This window comes from Halalkalibacter sp. APA_J-10(15), assembly GCF_023017105.1.
Lineage (GTDB): Bacteria > Bacillota > Bacilli > Bacillales > Bacillaceae_D > Halalkalibacter.
In genome coordinates, this window is sequence record NZ_JALKEV010000004.1 from 135,635 (window position 1) to 156,345 (window position 20,711).

Annotated in this window: 18 protein-coding genes and 1 pseudogene; 2 read left to right on the top strand and 17 right to left on the bottom strand. The window is 39.0% G+C overall.

Annotated elements, in window-relative coordinates:
* The first annotated feature begins 102 nt into the window (after positions 1–102).
* A complete protein-coding gene (locus MW695_RS06460) occupies positions 103–654 on the top strand; it encodes a hypothetical protein (protein ID WP_247104308.1) in 552 nt (183 codons plus the stop codon).
* 67 nt (positions 655–721) lie between these two features.
* Here the strand turns inward: MW695_RS06460 and MW695_RS06465 are convergent, their stop codons facing one another.
* The 13 genes and pseudogenes from MW695_RS06465 to pdhA all read right to left on the bottom strand — a co-directional run bounded on the left by MW695_RS06465 (position 722) and on the right by pdhA (position 17,552).
* Positions 722–3,844 (bottom strand): beta-galactosidase, encoded by a 3,123-nt coding sequence (locus MW695_RS06465; protein ID WP_247104309.1) that lies wholly within the window; start codon positions 3,842–3,844, stop codon positions 722–724.
* 27 nt (positions 3,845–3,871) lie between these two features.
* The gene (locus MW695_RS06470; protein WP_247104311.1) at positions 3,872–4,768 is read right to left on the bottom strand and encodes a carbohydrate ABC transporter permease; all 897 of its coding nucleotides are present in this window, start codon (positions 4,766–4,768) and stop codon (positions 3,872–3,874) included.
* Positions 4,769–4,783: 15 nt separating this feature from the next.
* On the bottom strand, positions 4,784–5,656 hold the full coding sequence (locus MW695_RS06475; RefSeq protein ID WP_247104313.1) for a carbohydrate ABC transporter permease: 873 nt from the start codon (positions 5,654–5,656) through the stop codon (positions 4,784–4,786).
* Between the two features lie 105 nt (positions 5,657–5,761).
* The gene (locus MW695_RS06480; protein WP_247104314.1) at positions 5,762–7,315 is read right to left on the bottom strand and encodes a response regulator transcription factor; all 1,554 of its coding nucleotides are present in this window, start codon (positions 7,313–7,315) and stop codon (positions 5,762–5,764) included.
* On the bottom strand, positions 7,305–9,125 hold the full coding sequence (locus MW695_RS06485; protein WP_247104315.1) for a cache domain-containing sensor histidine kinase: 1,821 nt from the start codon (positions 9,123–9,125) through the stop codon (positions 7,305–7,307). Before MW695_RS06485 ends, MW695_RS06480 begins: the two co-directional genes overlap by 11 nt.
* A gap of 76 nt (positions 9,126–9,201) precedes the next feature.
* On the bottom strand, positions 9,202–10,533 hold the full coding sequence (locus MW695_RS06490) for an extracellular solute-binding protein (protein ID WP_247104316.1): 1,332 nt from the start codon (positions 10,531–10,533) through the stop codon (positions 9,202–9,204).
* 246 nt (positions 10,534–10,779) lie between these two features.
* On the bottom strand, positions 10,780–10,932 hold the full coding sequence (locus MW695_RS06495) for a hypothetical protein (RefSeq protein ID WP_247104317.1): 153 nt from the start codon (positions 10,930–10,932) through the stop codon (positions 10,780–10,782).
* A gap of 367 nt (positions 10,933–11,299) precedes the next feature.
* On the bottom strand, positions 11,300–11,773 hold the full coding sequence (locus tag MW695_RS06500; RefSeq protein ID WP_247104318.1) for a FixH family protein: 474 nt from the start codon (positions 11,771–11,773) through the stop codon (positions 11,300–11,302).
* Between the two features lie 663 nt (positions 11,774–12,436).
* On the bottom strand, positions 12,437–13,822 hold the full coding sequence (locus MW695_RS06505) for a sensor histidine kinase (protein ID WP_247104320.1): 1,386 nt from the start codon (positions 13,820–13,822) through the stop codon (positions 12,437–12,439).
* On the bottom strand, positions 13,819–14,505 hold the full coding sequence (locus MW695_RS06510) for a response regulator transcription factor (protein ID WP_247104321.1): 687 nt from the start codon (positions 14,503–14,505) through the stop codon (positions 13,819–13,821). Before MW695_RS06510 ends, MW695_RS06505 begins: the two co-directional genes overlap by 4 nt.
* A gap of 4 nt (positions 14,506–14,509) precedes the next feature.
* Positions 14,510–15,469 (bottom strand): YncE family protein, encoded by a 960-nt coding sequence (locus tag MW695_RS06515; protein WP_247104322.1) that lies wholly within the window; start codon positions 15,467–15,469, stop codon positions 14,510–14,512.
* Positions 15,470–15,719: 250 nt separating this feature from the next.
* Positions 15,720–16,409, bottom strand: a pseudogene (locus MW695_RS06520) (HAD family hydrolase).
* Between the two features lie 111 nt (positions 16,410–16,520).
* Positions 16,521–17,552 (bottom strand): pyruvate dehydrogenase (acetyl-transferring) E1 component subunit alpha, encoded by a 1,032-nt coding sequence (pdhA, locus tag MW695_RS06525; protein ID WP_483299847.1) that lies wholly within the window; start codon positions 17,550–17,552, stop codon positions 16,521–16,523.
* A 139-nt stretch (positions 17,553–17,691) separates the two neighbouring features.
* Here pdhA and MW695_RS06530 point away from each other — a divergent pair, with 139 nt between their 5' ends.
* Positions 17,692–18,504, top strand: coding sequence for a PaaX family transcriptional regulator C-terminal domain-containing protein (locus MW695_RS06530; RefSeq protein WP_247104324.1), 813 nt, complete (start codon positions 17,692–17,694; stop codon positions 18,502–18,504).
* 91 nt (positions 18,505–18,595) lie between these two features.
* Here the strand turns inward: MW695_RS06530 and MW695_RS06535 are convergent, their stop codons facing one another.
* From MW695_RS06535 to MW695_RS06545, 4 genes are all read right to left on the bottom strand, one after another.
* Positions 18,596–19,036 carry an NUDIX domain-containing protein gene (locus tag MW695_RS06535; protein WP_247104325.1) on the bottom strand — a complete coding sequence of 147 codons (441 nt, stop codon included), beginning with the start codon at positions 19,034–19,036 and terminating at the stop codon, positions 18,596–18,598.
* 241 nt (positions 19,037–19,277) lie between these two features.
* Positions 19,278–19,802: a magnesium transporter gene (locus tag MW695_RS06540; protein WP_247104326.1), complete on the bottom strand. Its 525-nt coding sequence runs from the start codon at positions 19,800–19,802 to the stop codon at positions 19,278–19,280.
* A 17-nt stretch (positions 19,803–19,819) separates the two neighbouring features.
* On the bottom strand, positions 19,820–19,921 hold the full coding sequence (locus tag MW695_RS23080) for a hypothetical protein (RefSeq protein ID WP_368859655.1): 102 nt from the start codon (positions 19,919–19,921) through the stop codon (positions 19,820–19,822).
* A 65-nt stretch (positions 19,922–19,986) separates the two neighbouring features.
* Positions 19,987–20,697, bottom strand: a complete 711-nt coding sequence (locus MW695_RS06545; RefSeq protein WP_247104328.1) for an MgtC/SapB family protein — start codon at positions 20,695–20,697, stop codon at positions 19,987–19,989.
* Between the last annotated feature and the right edge of the window lie 14 nt (positions 20,698–20,711).

The following is a 20,711-nucleotide window of genomic DNA, read 5'->3' on the forward strand; positions in this document are numbered from 1 at the left end:
TTCATACAAATCTAATATTCTCAAAAATTCACCTCTTCGCGAATTTCTAATGCAATGATATAATAAACAGGAAATTTTATACAACGAGGAGTTTAAACGAATATGTTACAGGCAACAAAGTTCGCAATTTACATAGCCGCTCTCTTTTTCATTGGATATGCATATGGATCATTAACAAAAGATACTTTCTTTGATAACTTTTTTATCATGCTGCTTTCTCTTTTCATTTTTATTTTCGTGGTCGAATCCATCTTTTCGTCTATTCAGAAAAAAACACCCTCAAAAGAAACTAAAGAAGAGGATCCTGAATCATGGAGTGCGATGATGGAAGAAGTGAAAAAAGACTTCGAAAGATCATGGGACCTTACATATGAAAATCACAGTCTCCATATCGTTAATAAATATAATAAAGAGCAGTTATTCATTGATGGAAAGCTCGTATCAGAATCGACAAGAGGTCAATGGTATTCATGGGGCATCCCATATCAAACGTTAAAAGCAAGCATTGAGGGCACAAACACTCCAATTGCTGTTAAGGTTAAATTAGGTGGCTGGTTCAGCTTAATTTGTAAAGTGTATATCAACAAGAAGCTCATTTTTAAACAAAGATTAAAATATGACTTGATAGCTGGTGGATTTAAAGACGAGGAATAAGAAAACAAGAGGGTGGTGCAATGATTAAACTAAACTTGCACCACCCTCTTATCAATTCATCCTATTGTTATAGCGCACTAATTTCAACCTCATTTGGACGATAAACGGCTGTTATTTCCCCATTTAAATTCGTGGCAAATAAAACCGAACGATCACTTTCAAGCGTAAATTGATAAGAAATCCCAGTCTCTGGATCCTCCACTTGCACCTCTACATCATGGGCTTCCTCCGACACAAATACAAATAAATTCCCTCGAGCAAATGTCAACTTTCGTCCATATACGCCTAAATAGTTGCTTCCCTTTTCCCAGTGCAAATCCTTCGTAACATTAGCATCATCCAGTACTTTTTCATAAAGAGCTCGAAGTGAATCATCTCGATTATTTAATTCAATTGGTAATGGGCACCATACAAATGTTCCTTTTCCCATTTCCTGTGTACGGAGCTGCGTAGCTCGGCTTTTTGATTTCTGTTCATCCACTCCAATCTCTGTTTCAAGCTCGGCTAAACGGTTTTTGCCAAACGTAACAGATAACTGCTGGTCAGTTAAGAAGGATACGGGATATATTTCCCCATCAACCTCTAACCTTTCCTCTCGTATTATATTTCTTGAAATCGTCTTACCAAACATTGTTGTCCGTGGACGATGACGCCAATATTCATCTAAGTGAAGAGGACCTGTCCACAAAATCATTCCTCCATATTTTCTAACATGCTCACATAGCTTCTCATAAGCCGCTGTATGGAAATTATGAGCACTTGGTACGATGATTAGTTTTGGAGGATTATCATTTAAAGCATCTAAATGATATTCACTAAATGCTCGGAACGGAATACGTAAATCATAGGTTAAGACACGCGTTAATTTTGCGGTTGCTGAGAAGGCAAACTCTCGGTTAGATAGGTCATTCGAATAAGGGTATATAACTGCAACCTCTTCTAACTTACGGCTACGAAATAGCTCAGAAACCTCTTTTATAAATGAACCAAAGTCATATGAAACATCAGTCTCTGGCTTCTCTGTTTGATCAGAACGGATCGCACCAATATTCGATTCATTTATATTATCCATATAGTGATTCGTGTTCCATAACCATTGCACAGCTCCAGCCCCACCAGTCGCAAATCCATAAGCATATTTCCGCTCTAGGATGGACTTCAGCTCTATCTCTGATCGTTTTGAACGGCCATCCGGTCGCTCCACATGCATGATCCCCGTTTCTTGAACGACATTTGGCTTTAACGGATCTTTCGTAAAAAGACTGTCCCATACTAAATGATCCATTAACCACCACGAATGAACCGTCGTATAATCGACAGCCTCTGCATAAAAGAGTGGAGAAGGTCGTCTCCCTCCAAGTGCTTCATCCTGTCCAACTGTCACTAGCTGTTGCGGAGCAATGGTCTTTATCGTTTTCGTTAGCTCTCGTGCCCATTGATTGTGCATGTCCATCGAAAATAGCGAGTAATCAAGCCAACGATTTCCTTTTTTCTCTAATTTGTTAGTAGTACTAAAGTTTATCTCGTCATACTCGGGTAATTCTACTTCTTCAAAGCTCGTTACTTCATTTGGTGTCATATCCCAATGCTCTTGAAGCTGTTGAATCGTTGAGTGTCGCTCTCGTAACCAACCCCTAAATGCCTCACGCTCAAAGCGATCACCTGACGTCATAGGTCCTTTAAAAATTCGTTTCTCATCAAACATGGAAGGCTCATTGATTAAATCCCATTGAATATTAGTCGTTTCCTTATGTCGCATAACAACCGCTGAAATAAAGCGCTTCTGTGCCTCTACACTACGGGGATCTAGATACGGATTCTCCCCTTCCCATCGTTCAGGAGTAAATGAAAAGAAATTAAATGTCACTTCTAGATCATGCTTTTTTGCTGTTAGTATAAACGCATCGATCGCACGCATCACTTCTTCATAAGGATGTCCATCGACAAACATCACCTGTCGCCAGCCAGTCCATAATCCTGTACGAATATAATTTATACCTGCCTCCTTCATATGGCGCATATCACGATCCCATGTCGCTGCATTAGGTAAGAATAAATATTTCCTCGCCACATCTGACGTCATGTATGTCATACCAACAATAGGAAAGGGCTTCCCCTCCTTCTCGAAATAATCACGTCCACATGATAGAGGTTCTCCTTTCATTAGCAAATCTTGATCATAACCCCAAATCCCTTGATGTAACGTCCGTCTTTGCCCATCAGTAGCTTCAAGCTGACACATAAGATCATAATATCCTGGTTCAATTTCAAAAGGAATTGAATGTTGAATATATTGGATTTCGCTACTAGAGCTGATCTTCACTGCTTCGCTCCATTTATACGTTGTTTTTTCAGACGTTAATTGAAGACGAAACGTCCACTCTTGACCTTGATTTTTCTTTTGAAGCTCCTGTATTTGGATAAGAAGACGAATTTTCTCACCAGGAAAGTAGCTTGCGTAGTTTGGCTTCACCCATATTTCCGTTACTCCCTTACTCGTAAATTCAGCCCATTCAACTAATGCCTCAACCCCACCTTTCTCCCAAAAGGTTGAGGTTACCTCCTGATTCACGAACATCCAACGTCCGCCTGTAAACTCTCCCTTCGTATGCTCTAGCAATACTGCTGGAGCAGCTACATGACGCCCCTCTTTTGATACCCCTTTTAATAGCGGATAGAAATGTGCATCCATCGGCCCACCAGAGCCATTTTCATTCGGCACGTCTTTTGTACGAGTAACGTGAAGCTGCATGCTATACGTTGACCTTACGTCAAATAAAGACTCTTTCCCCTGAAACAAATCAAAATCTTCATTTGCCACATAATGATTAATTCGATCACCTGCTACTTCTAACGTCTCAAGAATATGAAGCTGCCGATGATAGCCTAGTTGTTCAACCTCTAGTTTCCATTCCCCTTCTTCCTCATATACTGGAATTTTGAAAGGAGCACCTCCAAGATATACGAGCCCATTTCCATTATTTAAAAAACGTAAAATCTCTGTCCAACTATTCTTCGGGAAAAAGGCTCCGTGCATATGAATAATACAAGATGCTTCATCCAATGACTGATCCAATGATTGGGCATCAGCAATGATACAACTTTCTCTTAATCTCTCAATTATTTCTTTTGAAGGACGCTCCCCTTCATACGGGAACGTCTCATCATAGAAAACAACGACCTTCTCCATATATAACACCTCCGCTATCAACCGTTATTATCCCTTCACTGCACCTTGAGTCATCCCTTGAACAATTTGCTTTTCCATCACAAGATAAAAAATAATTGTCGGAATGAGAACAATCGTTAATGCGGACATTTGCGCCGTATAATTCGTTCCATACTGTCCAGCAAAGTTCGCCAAACCAAGTGGTAAAGTCCTTAGCTCATCATTATTAATTAAAACGAGCGCAAAAGAAAACTCATTCCAGTTATTAATAAAATTCAAAATAATCGCTGTTGCTAAAGCTGGCCTTGTCATCGGCAAAATAATCGACCAAAATACTCTTAATACGCCACATCCATCCATAATAGCCGATTCCTCAATTTCCTTAGGAAATGAGCTCATAAAGCTTGTTAATAAGAAGATCGTAATCGGTAAATTGAAAGCAATATATGGAAAGATTAACGCCAAATACGTATCAATAAGTCCAAGTCTCTGCATTAAAATGAACATCGGTACAAGCGTTGCATGAATGGGTACAAGAAGGCCTAAAACGAAAAAGCCATACAATAATTTCCGCCCTCTAAAATCAAACCTCGCCAAGAAAAAGGAGGCCAAGGCACCTACAAGAATCGTTACGATCACAGCTACAATCGAGACAAAAACACTATTAAAGAAATACGTATCAATATTTGCTGTCACCCATGCATCCACATAGTTCGTTAAAATCCATTCATTCGGTAGACCAAATGGATTTAACGCAAAATCTTGACCCGTTTTAAAAGAGTTCATGATCATCCATAAAATAGGGTATGAATTAATGAGTGCAAAAACGATTAACACACCATATATGAGCACTCGTGATATTCTTTTTTTCGTACGTGCTCCACGGTCGAAATGCTCATTCCGTTTCAATTTTGGTCCCGTACTTTTATTTAGAGTAGGCTCCATTTTTTTACCACCTTTCTAAGAATCTCGTCTTCTCAATAATCTTTGACATAGGAGAATTAACGTGATACTAAATATAAAAATCAGAACCGATATGGCACTTCCGTATCCATATTTCAACCCTCTAAATGTTTCACTATACATATACGTCGCCATCACTTCTGTCGCATGAGCTGGGCCACCGCCCGTCATCACATAAATCAAATCAAATGTTTTTAAGCTTCCACTAATACAAAGCACGATCGCAATAAGTATAATATTCCAGATTGAAGGAATAATAACGTGGCGAGTTTTTTGCCATTCCGTTGCACCATCTAACTCTGCAGCCTCTAGAATATCCTTAGAAACCGTTTGTAGTGCTGAGAGGAAAATAATAAAGTAAAGCCCTACGAATTGCCAAATAATCACGACTCCAATCGCATACATCGAATAATCTGGATTACCAAGCCAATTTCGAGTTAATGCTTCTAACCCAATATTTGATAATAAGTTATTCAACATCCCTTGCTCCGCATTGAAGATCATTCTCCACGTTAAGGAAATAACCACGGTTGAAATAACCACCGGTATAAATGCGATCGTACGAAAGAATTTAGCTCCTCTCACTTTACGATTTAATAGCAGTGCCAACCCTAACGCAATCGGAATTTGTCCAAACACGGAAAAGGCAACAACTAAAAGGTTATTCCGAACTGACAACCAAAAGATTTGGTCATTCAATAGCATCCGAAAGTTATCTAAACCAACAAACTGCATTGGAGAAAATCCATCCCAGCTCATAAATGAATAGTAAAACGATATAAAAATCGGAATAATACTAAACACACAATAAATAAGTAATGCAGGAATAATCCCCAATCCAATTTTCCACGGACTTTTTAATAAATGCATCTTCTCACTCCCTTACAATGATCTGTAAACGTTTTCATAAAACCATTATAAAGGCGACATCCATAACAAAAAATCCTCATAATTAAGAAAACATCTGTATTTTTCTTATTTATTCGCATGCATACGTCTAAATTGAGTCGGTGTTACACCTACATGCTTTTTAAACACTTGTACAAAGTACTTATACTCCTTATAACCGACGTATTCAGCTATTTCAAATACTTTATTCGATGTTTCTGATAACAGCTCACTCGCTCTTCTAATGCGTAAAGAATTTACATATTCCGAGAAGCTCTTTCCTGTTTCTTGTTTAAAAAGCACACTAAAATAGTTTGGTGTTATAAAATGCTTTTCAGCAATATCAGCCGCTTTCAAATCGAGTTGAAAATGTTTTTTTATATAATCTTGTATTTGAATCATCATCCAGTTGTCTCCTTCATGATGGGTGATGCTTTGCAACAAACAATGCAAATCACCTATGAATAACCGCTTCATTGCTGACATTGAATTGACAATGTGCAAATCAACTCTCTCTTGGAGATGAAAGATGACTTGATCCATTTTACTTGAAGAAGTGAGCTCCTTGATCCGACTTTTCAACATTAATTCCATCTCACGACACGTATATAATATTTGCTCTAATATCACACCTTGCTCCTGCCACATAATAAACAACTGATCAACCGTTTCCTGTAGTAACGATTCATCTCCGGCCATGATCGCTTGTCGCAGCTGAGCTTCCATCTCCTTCGGATAGGAAAGCTCCTTCTTTTCAGATCTGTGCATATGAACAGAAAATAATGATGTATTCTCACTTCGTCCATCTGTAAGCACATCCGATACCTGTTCATATACACGTAATACATTCGATAATTCCATTTCAAGGTTAGAGATGCCAAAGCGAAGAGGATGAGTTACTTTTTTTTGCAGCTTATCACATAGCTGTTGAAATTGACTCAAATCGAGCATACGTTCATCAGGACAATAGCAAACCGTTACCCATTCATTCTCATTCCCTGAAAATGTCACATGCTCAACCTCGAACTCAGTCAACATTTCATCAAGTGAAACTCTAAAGTCATCCTTAAGCTGGTCTAGCTCCCCTTTCGATAGTACTTCCAATAAGTAATGATAATCGACACACTCTGTTATCATTAACCGATAAGGAGAAGTTAACAGCTCCTTATCCTTTAAACTGCTAGAAGAAAAGGGAGTATCGAAAAGGTGATGCATCACATATTCAGAAATACGCTTCGGTTGCTCAGCTTGACTCAATTTTTGCTTTTCGATAATTTCTTGCTTCAATTTCGTTGTTAGCTCAACAAGCTCATCAATGTTCACAGGCTTTAATAAATAGTCCTCAACCCCTAAGCGAATCGCCTGCCTCGCATATTGAAATTCATCATAGCCACTAATCATCACAATTTTTGTATTTGGAAAATTCTCACAGACATATTTTGAAAGCTCTAAGCCATCCATTTCCTCCATACAAACATCCGTAAGTATGAGATCGACCCCATCTTCTAAAAAAGGTAGCGCTTCGTTCCCATCATGTGCCATTCCAATTAAATCTATCCCAAGCGTCTCCCATGGAATTGTCGTCGCCAACCCTTGGCATATAATGGGCTCATCATCGACAATCAACATTTTAATCATCATTGACATCCTCCCCCTCAAGTATTCTTAGTAACTCATAGTCTTTTTCTATAAAAGGTAAATGAATCCGGATGCATGCTCCTATTTCTTGATGAATCAATTCTAATCCGTACTTTTTTCCAAACGCATGAACAATTCGATTGTGAATATTTCGTAATGCGTATCCTCCCCCATCTCGTTCATTTTGTGAATGAAATAAAGAATGCTTGATTTCATTCACATTCATCCCTATTCCATTGTCAATCACATCAATCGCTACCCCTTGCTTCGTACGGTAAGCTCGTATATACATTCGTTTATTTGGATGGGTTCGTTTAAAGCCATGCTGTATACTATTTTCCGCTAATGGTTGAATGATAATTTTCATCACAAGTGCCTGCTCGATTCCTGCTTCGACTGCTATAAAGTAATGAAGTTGACCGGCTAGCCGTCTTTTCTGAAGCTCAAGGTAACTTTGAACATATGCGAATTCATCCTTGAGAGAAATCCACACTCTACCTTCACTTAAGCTGATTCGAAACAGTCTAGAAAGATCTTCTATACTTTTCCCTGTATCAGGTGCATTCTCAATTCGTGCTGTCCAACGAATCATATCTAATGTGTTATATAAAAAGTGTGGGTTAATTTGACTTTGCAATGCCTTTAGCTCTGATTCTTTATTTTGCAATTCTAGCTTATACTTCGTCTCAATTAATCGTTGAATATGAGAAACTGCTGCATTAAAATGCGAGCCAAGCTTACCAATTTCATCATTTGTTCTTACCTTTACATTGGCATTAAAATTGCCATATTCAAATCGCTTCGTTTGCTCTGTCAGTTCAATAATTGGCTTAACGATTGTCCATACAAATCCGACAAACGCAACAATCGTCAACAGCATTACAATTGAAATCACTACAACCATCGTATAACGAATGCCAGCAAATTCTCCTAAGATGTAATCTTCTCTCACTAATGAAACTAATGACATTCCAATATGCTGATCATTGACGTTACGAATGACCGCATAATAATCTTCTCCATTATGCTGGAAGGTTACGACAGCCTCGTTCTGGTCAACGACCTCAACTAACTTTTGATTCGGAAAAGGTTTCCCCACTTTGCTTTGGTCTTGATGAAACATGACGACACCATTATCTCTTAATAAAAAGGTTTCATTGCTTTCATCAACATAACCATTTGTAACTGATTTCATTAATTCGCGTGAATCTAAACGAATTCGAACTAAACCATTCGGCTTCTTAATTTCATAATTATCATTAATCACACGAACTAATGAAATCACTTGTTGACCATCATATCCCCATCCAGTTCTAGAGACCTCATATGGCTCGCTCCAGAAAATACGTCCTTCACGCTCAATCGCTAGCTGATCCCAATGTGTTTCATCACTATTTAAGCGTTCACCAACATGTAAATCCGTACCATTGACACCTTGAATACTCGCCGAGTCAAAATAACTTTTATTATTTAAATGAAATGTAAAAAAACCCTTAATATGATCTTGAAGACGATGAATATCTTCATAATAATTTTGATCATCCATTGGTAGGGTCATAAAGTCTCGGAATTCATTACTAAAAATGATATAGCCAGATATATCCTCTACATCCTCCATGATCGATACCAAACTTGATTCCATATTGTTTAAATTTTGCTGAGTTCGATCAATCACTTGCTGTTTAAATAATTGATTCGATTGATAATAAATTAATAAGCTAACAATCAACGTCGGTAAAAAAATAAAGCACAGCATAATAACCATCGACTTTCTCTTTAAGCTCCAATGATAAAAAGGGTTCCATCTATTCATGCGCGATTCTCCTGGCCTCATTTAGTAAAAGTAGAGTACTCCCAATAAGAAATACTCTACTTTAGCATCTATTATATCACTCTGTATTCACTTGCTCTTGAATTTTCTGAGCAGATTCTTCAGGTGTTGACCGTCCAATCGTAATGGCTTGTAGCTCATTTTCAAGGACATTATTAACCGCCTGTGGTAGAACAGCGTCATATACAGGTGCTGGTGGCGCTGTATTCGTTAGCTCTAGCATATCAGCAAACAATTCATCAAATTCAATATCGTCAGGAACATCGACATCTGCTGCTACTACCCTTCCTAAACCAATTAGACCTTGATAATGATCTTCACTAAACATCCACTTCATGAACGTTTCTGCTGCTTCAAGCTCTTCTCCTTCTAAGTTAGAATTTAATGACCATGCATTTCCGTATACCGTTGAAACGGTATTTGTATCACCTAATGGAATAATTGCTATTCCCACATTTTTATCTTCAGGCATATTTGCTAGGATACTAATCGCACCCCAGTTTCCGTCAATCACCATACCTGAACGCCCTTGCAAGAAATATTCAATCATCTGATTGGAATCCATTGTATTTAAATCTTCATTAAATGCACCCATCTCCGTTAGCTCTTCAATGACTGCAAGCGCACTAACAAAATCAGGATCTGTAAAAGCACGCTCTCCTGCAAAAACATCTTCTAAGAAATCGTTTCCTGTAAATCGATCAGCAATCGTTGAAATGTATACTGACTGCAGCACCCAAGGCGCAGAATTACCAAGTGAAATTGGCGTTGTACCTGAATCTCGTAAATCAACGATTAATGACAAGAAATCATCATACGTATCTGGAAATTCACTATAACCAAGCTCAGCAATCATATCCTTATCATAGAACACAAAGCTTGTTGGATTTTGTACAGATGGTATCGCATAGGTCTCCCCATCAAAGCTAAAATCTTCAAGTGCCACTTCATCTAACAATCCATCCTCAAGCCAATGATCTCTAATGTGATTAAGTGAATGAACGGCTCCTCCATCTACAAGTGGACTTAATTCAGCACCAGGAAACACTTGAAAAATATCAGGTAATTGCCCACCAGCCGCTTGTGTATTTAACCTTGTACGGTAATCAGCATGAGCCGTTGTCTCGACATTTAAATGAATATGATCATGTTCCTCATTAAATTTCTCGACTTGATCCATCGTAAAAATGAAATCATCACGGTCTGGATTGGCAGAAGCCCAAAAGCTTAGCTCGATCACTTCTCCTCCATCATTACTATTATTCGTATCATCAGCGGTACCTTCATCTCCATCTGAACTAGCATCTTCCCCACCACATGCCACTAAAAGGGCAACCAACATAGCGAACAACCCTAATAATAAGACCTTATTTAATCCTTTCACTTTCATCGTGCATCTCCCCCAATTCATTTGTAATCGCTTACAACTGAATTATGACATAACCGTTGTTTCATAAATATCCTATGAAGTTAAGATTATATCAGTATTTTTTGAAAGTTGATATAGAGTACAAGAACATTCTCATGTAATAATCACATCATTATTGTAATAGTTCTCATTACGAAGACTTCTTTTCATTCATCAATTGGCTCGAACAAAAAAGCTCTCTATTCTACAAAGATGAGAGAGCTTACTTTATTTGTTCTTTATAAACGGGCCATTACCATCTCCCTGTTCATCCTCTTCTTCTCTAAGTTCCTTCTCTTCATGAAGTTCAACAGGAGATTGTGCCATTATATAATCAAATGGCGTAAAGTTATTATCAGGAATCGTTTTAGATTTAATCATTTTGTAAGAGGTGAGACCAACGACAACAAGAAGAAAAGTGAAAAATATAACGTACAAGCTTATATAAAACATCATCCTACCAGTGCCTTTCATTTGAGTAGTAATGGCTTCATTCGTTGCAGCCTGATTCGATAAGTCCACTCGTATCAGGCTGCAACGGTTTCGCGTATTGCTTTAATTGCACCAAAAAAAGTTAATAACCAAACTTTTCACAGTGCTCCCACTCACCATTCTCTTTTGTAAACATGTTATCCCCACGCGCGATGTCAATTGTAAACCAGAAATGTTAACTGATTTCCCCCAATAAGAAGGAGGAAATCTGACCGTTTCCGGATAGAGGTACACTCATTGATTTCCCACTTAAGTTCTAATGATGATGTTCATGTTCGTTATCTTCATCATGTGCATGCTCTTCCTCTAACTGTTCCAACTCTTCCTCAGAAACATCTCCAATAATCACTTGCTTCGTTGGCATCACATGCATCCCTCTTGCTGTTACGTGACTCGTCACATTGTATATCCCATCATCAGCAAACATATATGAAATCTCATAAACTCCGTCACCTTGGTGCTCACCTGAAATCATGTCACTTTCATCCTTTTTTCCATGCTCCCAAACTTCAAACTCCACTTCGTCGGCATCGTCAACATTCTCATCACCTTGTGTAACCTTTGTTTGAAGAATCACTTCTTCTCCAGGAGTAATCTCTGGCAGCATAATATCGACTTCAACAACTTCAGGAACCCCATCATTTTGAACGTCCTCCTGCTCCTCTCCACCACAAGCCACTAACAAACATACCATCACTAATAATACGACACTCCAACTAGCTTTTTTCATGTTCACTAAAACCCTTTCTTCTCTCTATATTAAGAATAACTCGCCTTTACAACTATAACAATCGAAATACGTACCATTGGCATCACTATACCAAAAGCAAGCATAATGAAATAGATCACCCTCCTGCTATCATCCTTCGTCTTTAGCGGAGATCCTGAGGAAGCGAGAGTGACTCGTCTTCTCATCAAGTCTCCACAACTAAATCATTCCTCATGGTTAAAGTGTAAAATAAGAATGTGAAATAAAAATGAAGTCCTTAAAAAAGAAGTGATTTACTTACTATCATACATTTCCAACACTTATCCGTAAAAAGGTTAACCACTTTTTATCGATGGTTAACATACTGGAGGATTGAGAATCATGCTATCTCTTCCTAAATATGTTAACATAACTAAAGATGAACAACATATTATGTGGGAGGATTACATGTTTTTTATTTTACTGCTTATTTGTTTACTTATATTCATCTGGGCTTATGCTAGATTACGAGAACAAAACCATAAAATCATGGAACAAAATTACTTAATCCTCAATTATTTAGGAGAAATTAAGAAGCAGAATGAGGAACAAAAATGATAAGAAAAGCTATACTCTAAAAAACATACTGACTTTCTTAGAATAGCCAAACTTCTTATTATACAAGTAAGAGGTCATATCGACCTCTTACTTTAAATTTCTTAATCGAACAACCGCATGAGTCCCTTCTCCTTCAACAGAATGAAGCTCAAACTCTCCATTATGCTTCTTCACAATTTCCGATACGATCGCAAGACCGAGTCCCGTTCCACCACTTTTTCGTGATCTCGCTTGATTCACGCGGTAAAAGCGCTCCGTTACCGCCTTCAGTTCATTCTCTGGAATACCAATACCCTCATCAGCAACCGTTAACTCACTCCACTGATCCTTAACGTGTAAAGTCACATTAATTTTCTTATGGGATACCGTATAGCGAATCGCATTATCCATTAAGTTCCGAATGACTTGTTCGATTCGATCACGATCAGCTTCAATAATGCTCCCCTCATCCAGCTTTAATTCAAGCTGCAAATGCTTCTGTTTAACTGCCACTTCGATCGACTCAAGAACATCATGCACAAGTTGCGCAAGAGCAATAGGTTCTATGGATAATGGATATGACTCGCCTTCAAGTTGAGCCAAATCGAGCAAATCATTGACGAGTCTCTCTAAACGCTTGGATTCAGACTGAATCATACTCAACCCTTTATCCTGTGCAATAACCCCTTCCTCCAACGCTTCTGCATATCCTTTCATATAGCTTAATGGGGTGCGAAGCTCATGGGAGACATTCGCCAAAAAAGCACGTCGGCTATCCTCTACTTCCTCAAGTGCTTGTGACAATCGGTTAAACGAATCAGCTAACTCACCTAGCTCATCCGTACTCTTTACTTCGATCCGTTCTGAGAAATCCCCCTCAGCCATCCGTATGGAAACACGCTTCATTTCACTAATGGGAGCGACAACGTGGTGAATACCTCTTGTAGCGATAAATACAATCACGACCATTACGATCAGAATCGACACGATTAAAAGAGTTCGAATTTGCTCAAACGGTTCATACACTTCTGATAGCGGCATCGATAATAAAATAGAGCCTGACAATTGACCTTCTTCAAATAGCGGAATGGCCACCCCTAGAATATCTTGATTAAAATGAGGATGAGGTCGTACCATCACAACCTTCTCACCATCGAGTAATGACTGCCGTTCAGTAAACGTAATCATATGTTCATCTGAAGAAGGTTCAAAGGGAGAGCCACTTCCAAGTTCCATCGGATCATTTGAAAAGATAACATCCGATCCACTATTTTCACCAGACCATTCCAAACGTTCAAGGAAAGCATCCGTCATCCCGTACCTTTCATAATAGGCAGCTAAATGCTCTCCTTCGGTAATAAGCAATTCCATTTGCTTATCAATATAAAGCTCATCATACAAAAACGAAATAAGCCAAACTGCTGCACCAATAACGACGACGATGATCGCAACGATAGCGAACCACACCTTGAATTGAATCGACCTCTGTTTCATGAGGACTCCTCAATTTTATAACCGACACCCCAAACTGTTTGCAGAAGTGCCCCTGCTGATTTTAGCTTTAGGCGTATCGTTTTCACATGTGTATCCACCGTACGTAACGTCCCCATTTCCGTATCCATTCCCCATATTCGTTCATGAAGATGCTCTCTAGTAAATACTTGTCCCCGATGCTCAAGTAAGAACAGTAACAAGTCATATTCCTTTCGTGTCAGTCGCACTGGCTCTTGATTAACAAATACTACCCTCCCATTCACATCAACCTCAAGCTCATTCATCTTTAACCGATTCAACTGCACGTTCATTCGTTCGGATCGTCGCAGCACCGCTTCTATCCTCGCAATAAGCTCACGAGGGCTAAATGGCTTCACCATATAATCATCCGCACCAAGCTTAAGTCCTTTTACTTTATCCTCTTCACCACTTCTTGCTGTTAACATTAAAATCGGCACCTGTGAAAAAGACCTTATTCGCTCACACGCCGTAAACCCATCCATATCATCCATCATCACATCTAGTACAACAAACTCAACTTTATATCGGTGCATGAGGTTTATCGCTTCACGCCCACTCGTTGCTGTCAGCACTGCATAGGATTCTTTTCGTAAATAGGTCTTCACTAGCTCTAATAGCTCCACTTCATCATCAACAACTAATACATACGTAAGCTCGCTCATCCATTTATTCCTCCAACACCATTGCATACGGCCCTGCTGACACCGCAAGCTCCGTAATCACTTCAAATGTTTCTCGATCAATAATCGAAATGGTATCACTATCCAAATTGGATACGTACAAATACGTTTCATTTCCGATTATCTGATTCGGATTTTGCCCTACCTCGAGTTTATTCACGACATCATTCGAACTTGAGTCAATTTGATAAATGGCGTGCTCGCCATGGCAAAGCACGTAGAAATATGGAGATGTACCATCTCCATAGAAGGCAATTGGCATTAGTCCTACTTCAATTTCGTCCATAAGCTCACCACTATTCGGATCATACGAATAAATGTGGCGATTCAACTCACCGAAAGGACCATGTCCCCCAACCCATAACTGTTCTCCATCATGAAACACTCCTGCTGGTCGTTCGACGACTGAAAACGCACGCAAGCCCTCCTGTAAGTGTCGATCAACGACTCTCACTTCATGCTCATCTCCACTAAGTACAAATAGCTCATCTTTCGATAACACAAAGTCAACTGGGTGTGCCCCTATTTCCATACTCGCCAATCGTTCCTGTTGGCTCACGTCAATCAAATGCACAGCATGATTGGCTGTATCTGCAACATACGCTTGGCTTTTCTCTTCATCATAAAGTAGTGACGTTAATCCCTCATTTAGATGAACAAATGGAGATATCGTGCCTTCCTGAAAATGAATGACCATTAACGCTTCTCCCTCTTTGCTTGTCACTAATACTTGTCCATCCCCAATACTCACCATCTCAGTGATCGCAACAGGGCTTTCATCCTTCAGTAGTACCTCATAACGGTCTGTATCAATAAACACTAGCGACTCTTCCTTCACATGTGCAGCCATCAAAAAAGGAGCTTCACTCGGCGTTTCCAGCCGTTGCTCATCACAACTACTTAACACGATAAGAAAAAAAGCGACTACTATAACAAAACGCTTCATAGTGTCCTCCTACTTTAGAATTTACACATAACAACCTTTCAATAACCCATACTTCCTCATTTTAGCATGTAATTGTGAAGAAAGATTGAAATAAGAAAGAACGCAACAGCTTCCTTTCCTTATAGAGGCGTACAGAGACGTTACAGCGGTTTCTTGTTTTTATGAAAGTTGGGTTAGGTTCTTTCAGAAAAACGGGTAACGTGCGAAGCCAGCGCCACCCGCGAATCCATCTACTTCTTCCTCAACCTACTCATTCAATCATTTCACTAAATTCTTCTAATCCATGAATCATGCGAACAACAGTGTGAGGCTCTTCCCCCTTGCGGTTAAGCCAAAATCCTTTCATCCCTGCCTGTATACTTGCTAGCGCATCAATGTCTAATCGATCACCAATGTAATAACAACGCTCTACTTCTACATCAGCCTTATTACAAGCAGCTACAAATATTTCCTGGTCAGGCTTGGATACACCTACTTCGCTAGACGTGACGATGCAGCTAAATTAATGCTCAAGCTCGACTTGTTTCAACTTCTCCTTTTGTTGAAGAAGATCTCCATTACTAATCACACCAAGTGAATGGCCATTTGCTATTAACTGTTGTAAGCATAGATTCACATCGTCATAAGCAGACCAATTCTGTTTATACGCATCAACATACGAACCAAAGGCTACGTCCGCTTCTTCATCATTAACTTGTCTCAATAAAATCTCTCTTACACGCTCTCGTCTTTGCTCTTGAAAGGATAGCTTCTGTTCAAGAAAGCGATTGTAATAGTACTCAGAAACTTCTTTCCAACGTGAGACAAAATCAATTTCAGCTAACTGTATTACCTGGCTATATTCACGATAAAAGGCTACGGCTGCTAGCTCCTCCGCACGATCGTGATCAAGCAACGTCCCATCAATATCAAAAAAGATCATCGCGACACCTACCATCATTCGTTCTTCATTATAAATCTATTCTAGTCACCCATTCTCTCTTAATCAATGAATAAATCTTACGCATACCCTCTATCTCTCTGTTCATTATTCTTCTATATGCTTAGGCATCTATTCATACATATGTTTCATCAAATCAGCAACTGTTTGCTTCTTTTCTAATTCAGCTTTATTAATTGCTTCCTTTACATCTTCCTTAGCTTGTTCAATTACCGATTGCTCTTGCTCGTTCGACCAGAGACCTCGCCTTTCTAGAAATGTACGAAACCGCACAATCGGATCTTTTTTCGACCACTCTTGATCTAACTCCTCGGTTCGGTATTTAGTTGGATCATCGCCAGAGGTTGAGTGTGGTCCAAATCGATAGTTAATCGCTTCAATTAAGGTTGGCCCCTTCCCCGCTATCGCCCTTGCTCTTGCCTCCTTTGTTACTAAATACGTTGCCAACACATCCATTCCATCTACTTGAATACCTTTGATGCCCGCTGCAACAGACTTCTGAGCTATCGATTGTGAAGCTGTTTGTTTTTCAACTGGCGTCGAAATGGCAAATTGGTTATTCTGTACGACAAAAATGACAGGTGCACAGTAAACACCAGCAAAATTAAGCCCCTCGTAAAAATCCCCTTGAGACGACCCACCATCTCCTGTATATGTAATCGCAATACTCTGCTTCTTTTTCTTTTTAAGTCCAAGACCAACACCAGCTGCTTGAACAATTTGTGCCCCGATAATAATTTGTGGGGGTGTTACATTGACATCGTCTGGCTTTTGCCCACCTTTAAAATGGCCCTTTGACCAAAGAAATAGTTGAGATAATGGGACTCCGTGGAAGAGCAACTGTGGTAAATCGCGGTAACCAGGTAAAATCCAATCTTCCCTCTCCAAAGCAAAATGTGTACCCACCATCGTCGCCTCTTGTCCAGAAACAGGAGCATAAAAGCCTAATCGACCTTGCCTATTTAATGAAATACACCTTTGGTCAATTGTACGTGTGTATACCATTCTTTTCATTAATAGCTTAAGCTCCTCCTCTTTCATATCTGGCAATCTATCACGATTTAATAGATCGCCATCTTCACTAATTAGCTGAATTCGCTCATATAAATGTTCACTACCTTGTCTGCCTTTCACATTATCCACATCCTTTTTATAATTAATTTTAATACGATCGTTTTAAATTATATTATATAATAACTGAAAGGATGTCAATGATTCTTTCACCTTTCACACTTGAATAATTAGCGAAATCCGTTATGATTTGAAATAAGAGGTGAATAAGGTGGCTGTAGAAAAGCAAATATTGCACTTACTTTCCATGAACACTGACATATCAGGAAAAGAACTAATTACCATATTAGAATCAATGAACTACACACCACAATCGATTCGAAACTCATTATCCAAATTAAAAAAGCAATCGTACATATCTTCGCCAAAGCGAGGTATTTACTCCATTACTGCAAACGGATTTGAGGTATACCAACTCTTTAACGGCAAAGAGAATTTTTACGAAAAAAAGTGGGATCAAAGGTGGCACCTTGTTTTTATTGAAATTCCAGAAGCAATCCGAAAAAAGCGTGATGCATTTCGTATTAAGATTACTCAACTTGGCTTTGGTCAGCTATATAAAAGCGTATATATCTATCCTTGGGATGTCACATCAAAAGTATTAACAATCATAGATTCCCTTGAAATAGAAAACTATGTCACGATCTTATCAAGCGATACGTTTCACTTTAATTCCATTAGCCCTGAAGGGGGATCGGGTTCCAATCAAGCAAGTAAGATTTGGAACCTCAATCAAATTGAACAAGCATATATAGAAAAGCAGCAATATTTAAAACAAACATACCCGTGCAAAGATTCACTAGTTTCAAATGAGCCTTCAACGCTCTTATCTCATTATTTATTGTTAACTGAAATGCGCAATGAATTGATCGAAATAGACCCTATGCTTCCACCTGAATTCTTACCAGGAAGCTGGATAGGGACACACGTTCTTCATTCAATCGATTCAAGCATCCTGTCTCTCATTAAGCAAATGCCAAAAAATTCTCCCTATTATCGATATATGACTTGCCCTTCAAAATAAGGGTCTAATAACGAACAAATCGTTGAGATCTCTCTGTATAAGGGTACTGAGTCGGTTCAGTCCCTTTCCTCATGGACGTTATCATGAAAAATTAGCGAATAAAAGCTAAATCTCGCTCAGCCATCGCATCCTCCAACCATCTAGGGTGCATCGTGAGTAAATTCTCTGGTATCTCTTTTTGATCAAAAAAATCCATATCCAACGATTCATCCGAATAGCAACATAACGAGCCACCTACAACTTCCGCTAAAAAGCATGTCGTAATAAAATGTACGACTCTTCCATTCGGATATATAAACAATTGCGATTCCGGTTCTGAATATACACCAATCAGTTTCACAATTTTTATATCCAAGTTCGCTTCTTCCTTCACTTCACGGATCGCGGCCTCTGCCACCGTTTCACCTTTTTCAATATGACCAGAAGGAATCCCCCATAACCCTACATCTGCTCTTTTTTGCAGGAGAACTCTTTGATCCTTATCCAATACTACAACTGCAACACCTGCTCGAATCTCATCAATTTTCTTCATATCCTTATCCTCCTTTTGAATACGACAAAAAAAGATCCGAAAAGAAAGAAATCAGTGTATGACAAATACACTGAACCTTTCCCCTCGGACCTTTTATGTCAATAGGTGCCTTTTACTTATCGTAAAAGATGTAGCCCTCGGTCACAGACCTCATTACTAGCGGAACCCTAGCTACAATTTTCCAGTTCCCTATTAGTTTACTAGATTATACTCAGGTTTCCAATAGCAAATACACACACATTCAAAAATAATGTAGTAAGGACGTTGCAATTGAAAAATACACAAACAACCCGATAATATCATTAATTGTCGTAATAAAAGGGCCAGATGCAACAACTGGATCAATTTTTAACTTATGAATGAGTAATGGGATGATCGTTCCCGAAAGAGTGGAAAACAAAATCGTGACAAATAGAGAAACACCAATAACGAAGCCTAATATTGGACTTCCTTGTGATAAAAATAGTGCAATCAACGATACGATTATTCCACATACAATTCCCATCATTAGACCAGTGGCTGTTTCCCTTTTTATTAATCGGATGATAGAATCTCGATCAAAATGATTTAATGCTAAGCCACGAACTACGACAGCAAGTGATTGTGTTCCTGTATTGCCTGCCATCTCAGCAATGAGTGGAATAAACATCGCTAATAAAGCAACTTCAGCTAAAGTAGCCTCAAACGTTCCAATTAAGCCTGCTGTTAGCATTCCAATTAATAGTAACAGAACTAACCACGGCAAGCGCTTCTTTGTTGCTACCAATGAACTTACATCTAGATCTAAAGCTCCTCTAGCTTAGCTGCAGCGAACTCGCCAATGTCTTCACTCACCTCATCATCAAGCACATCAAGCACATCATCAACCGTTATAATTCCGATCAACTGATCCTCTTCACTAACGACAGGTACAGCTAAATCTACCCTACCTCCTTTCTATCAATTGATCATCAATGTTCAATTTCAACAGAGATGACATGATCAATTTTTTTAATCAAATAATAAATTTCAGTTGTATATTGTTTTTCTGGTGCTGATACCTTCAATTCTATTTTTTGATTGCCGTTCTCTAAATCCTTCAACTTCAGGTTTCGGATCGTAATGTCACTTTTTTCTTGCTCAGATAGGCCCTGATCTTTATGTTCAATAGCTTTAACTAATTCCGTAATCTTCAAGTTCGGCTCCATTATGACTTTTACAAGGACGTCTCGTTGACGTAAGGCAGGTGGTCCAATGATTTTTAAGACAGGAGGAATGACATTAATCGCTAAAATCATCAACACTATAGCGGTAATAGGCAGAAAATAAAAACCAGCCCCAACAGCAATGCCTAATCCAGAAGCTGCCCAAATAACCGCAGCGCTTGTTAACCCCGAAATGATATCGTTATTTCTTCGCAATATGACACCGGCCCCTAAGAAACCAACACCACTCACAATTTGAGCAGTCAAACGCATAGGATCCATTGCATGATAGGTCGGAGTAGCGAATTTGTGAAAGGATTCAATTGAAACAATTGTAATCATACAGCTCGCCACGCAAATGATCATACACGTTTTTAACCCTAATGGCTTATGCTTCAATTGACGATCTATCCCAATCAGCAAACCTAAGAACAAAGCAAGAGCTAACTTCATGACAATTTCTACTTCAAATAACATTGAACTCACCTTCT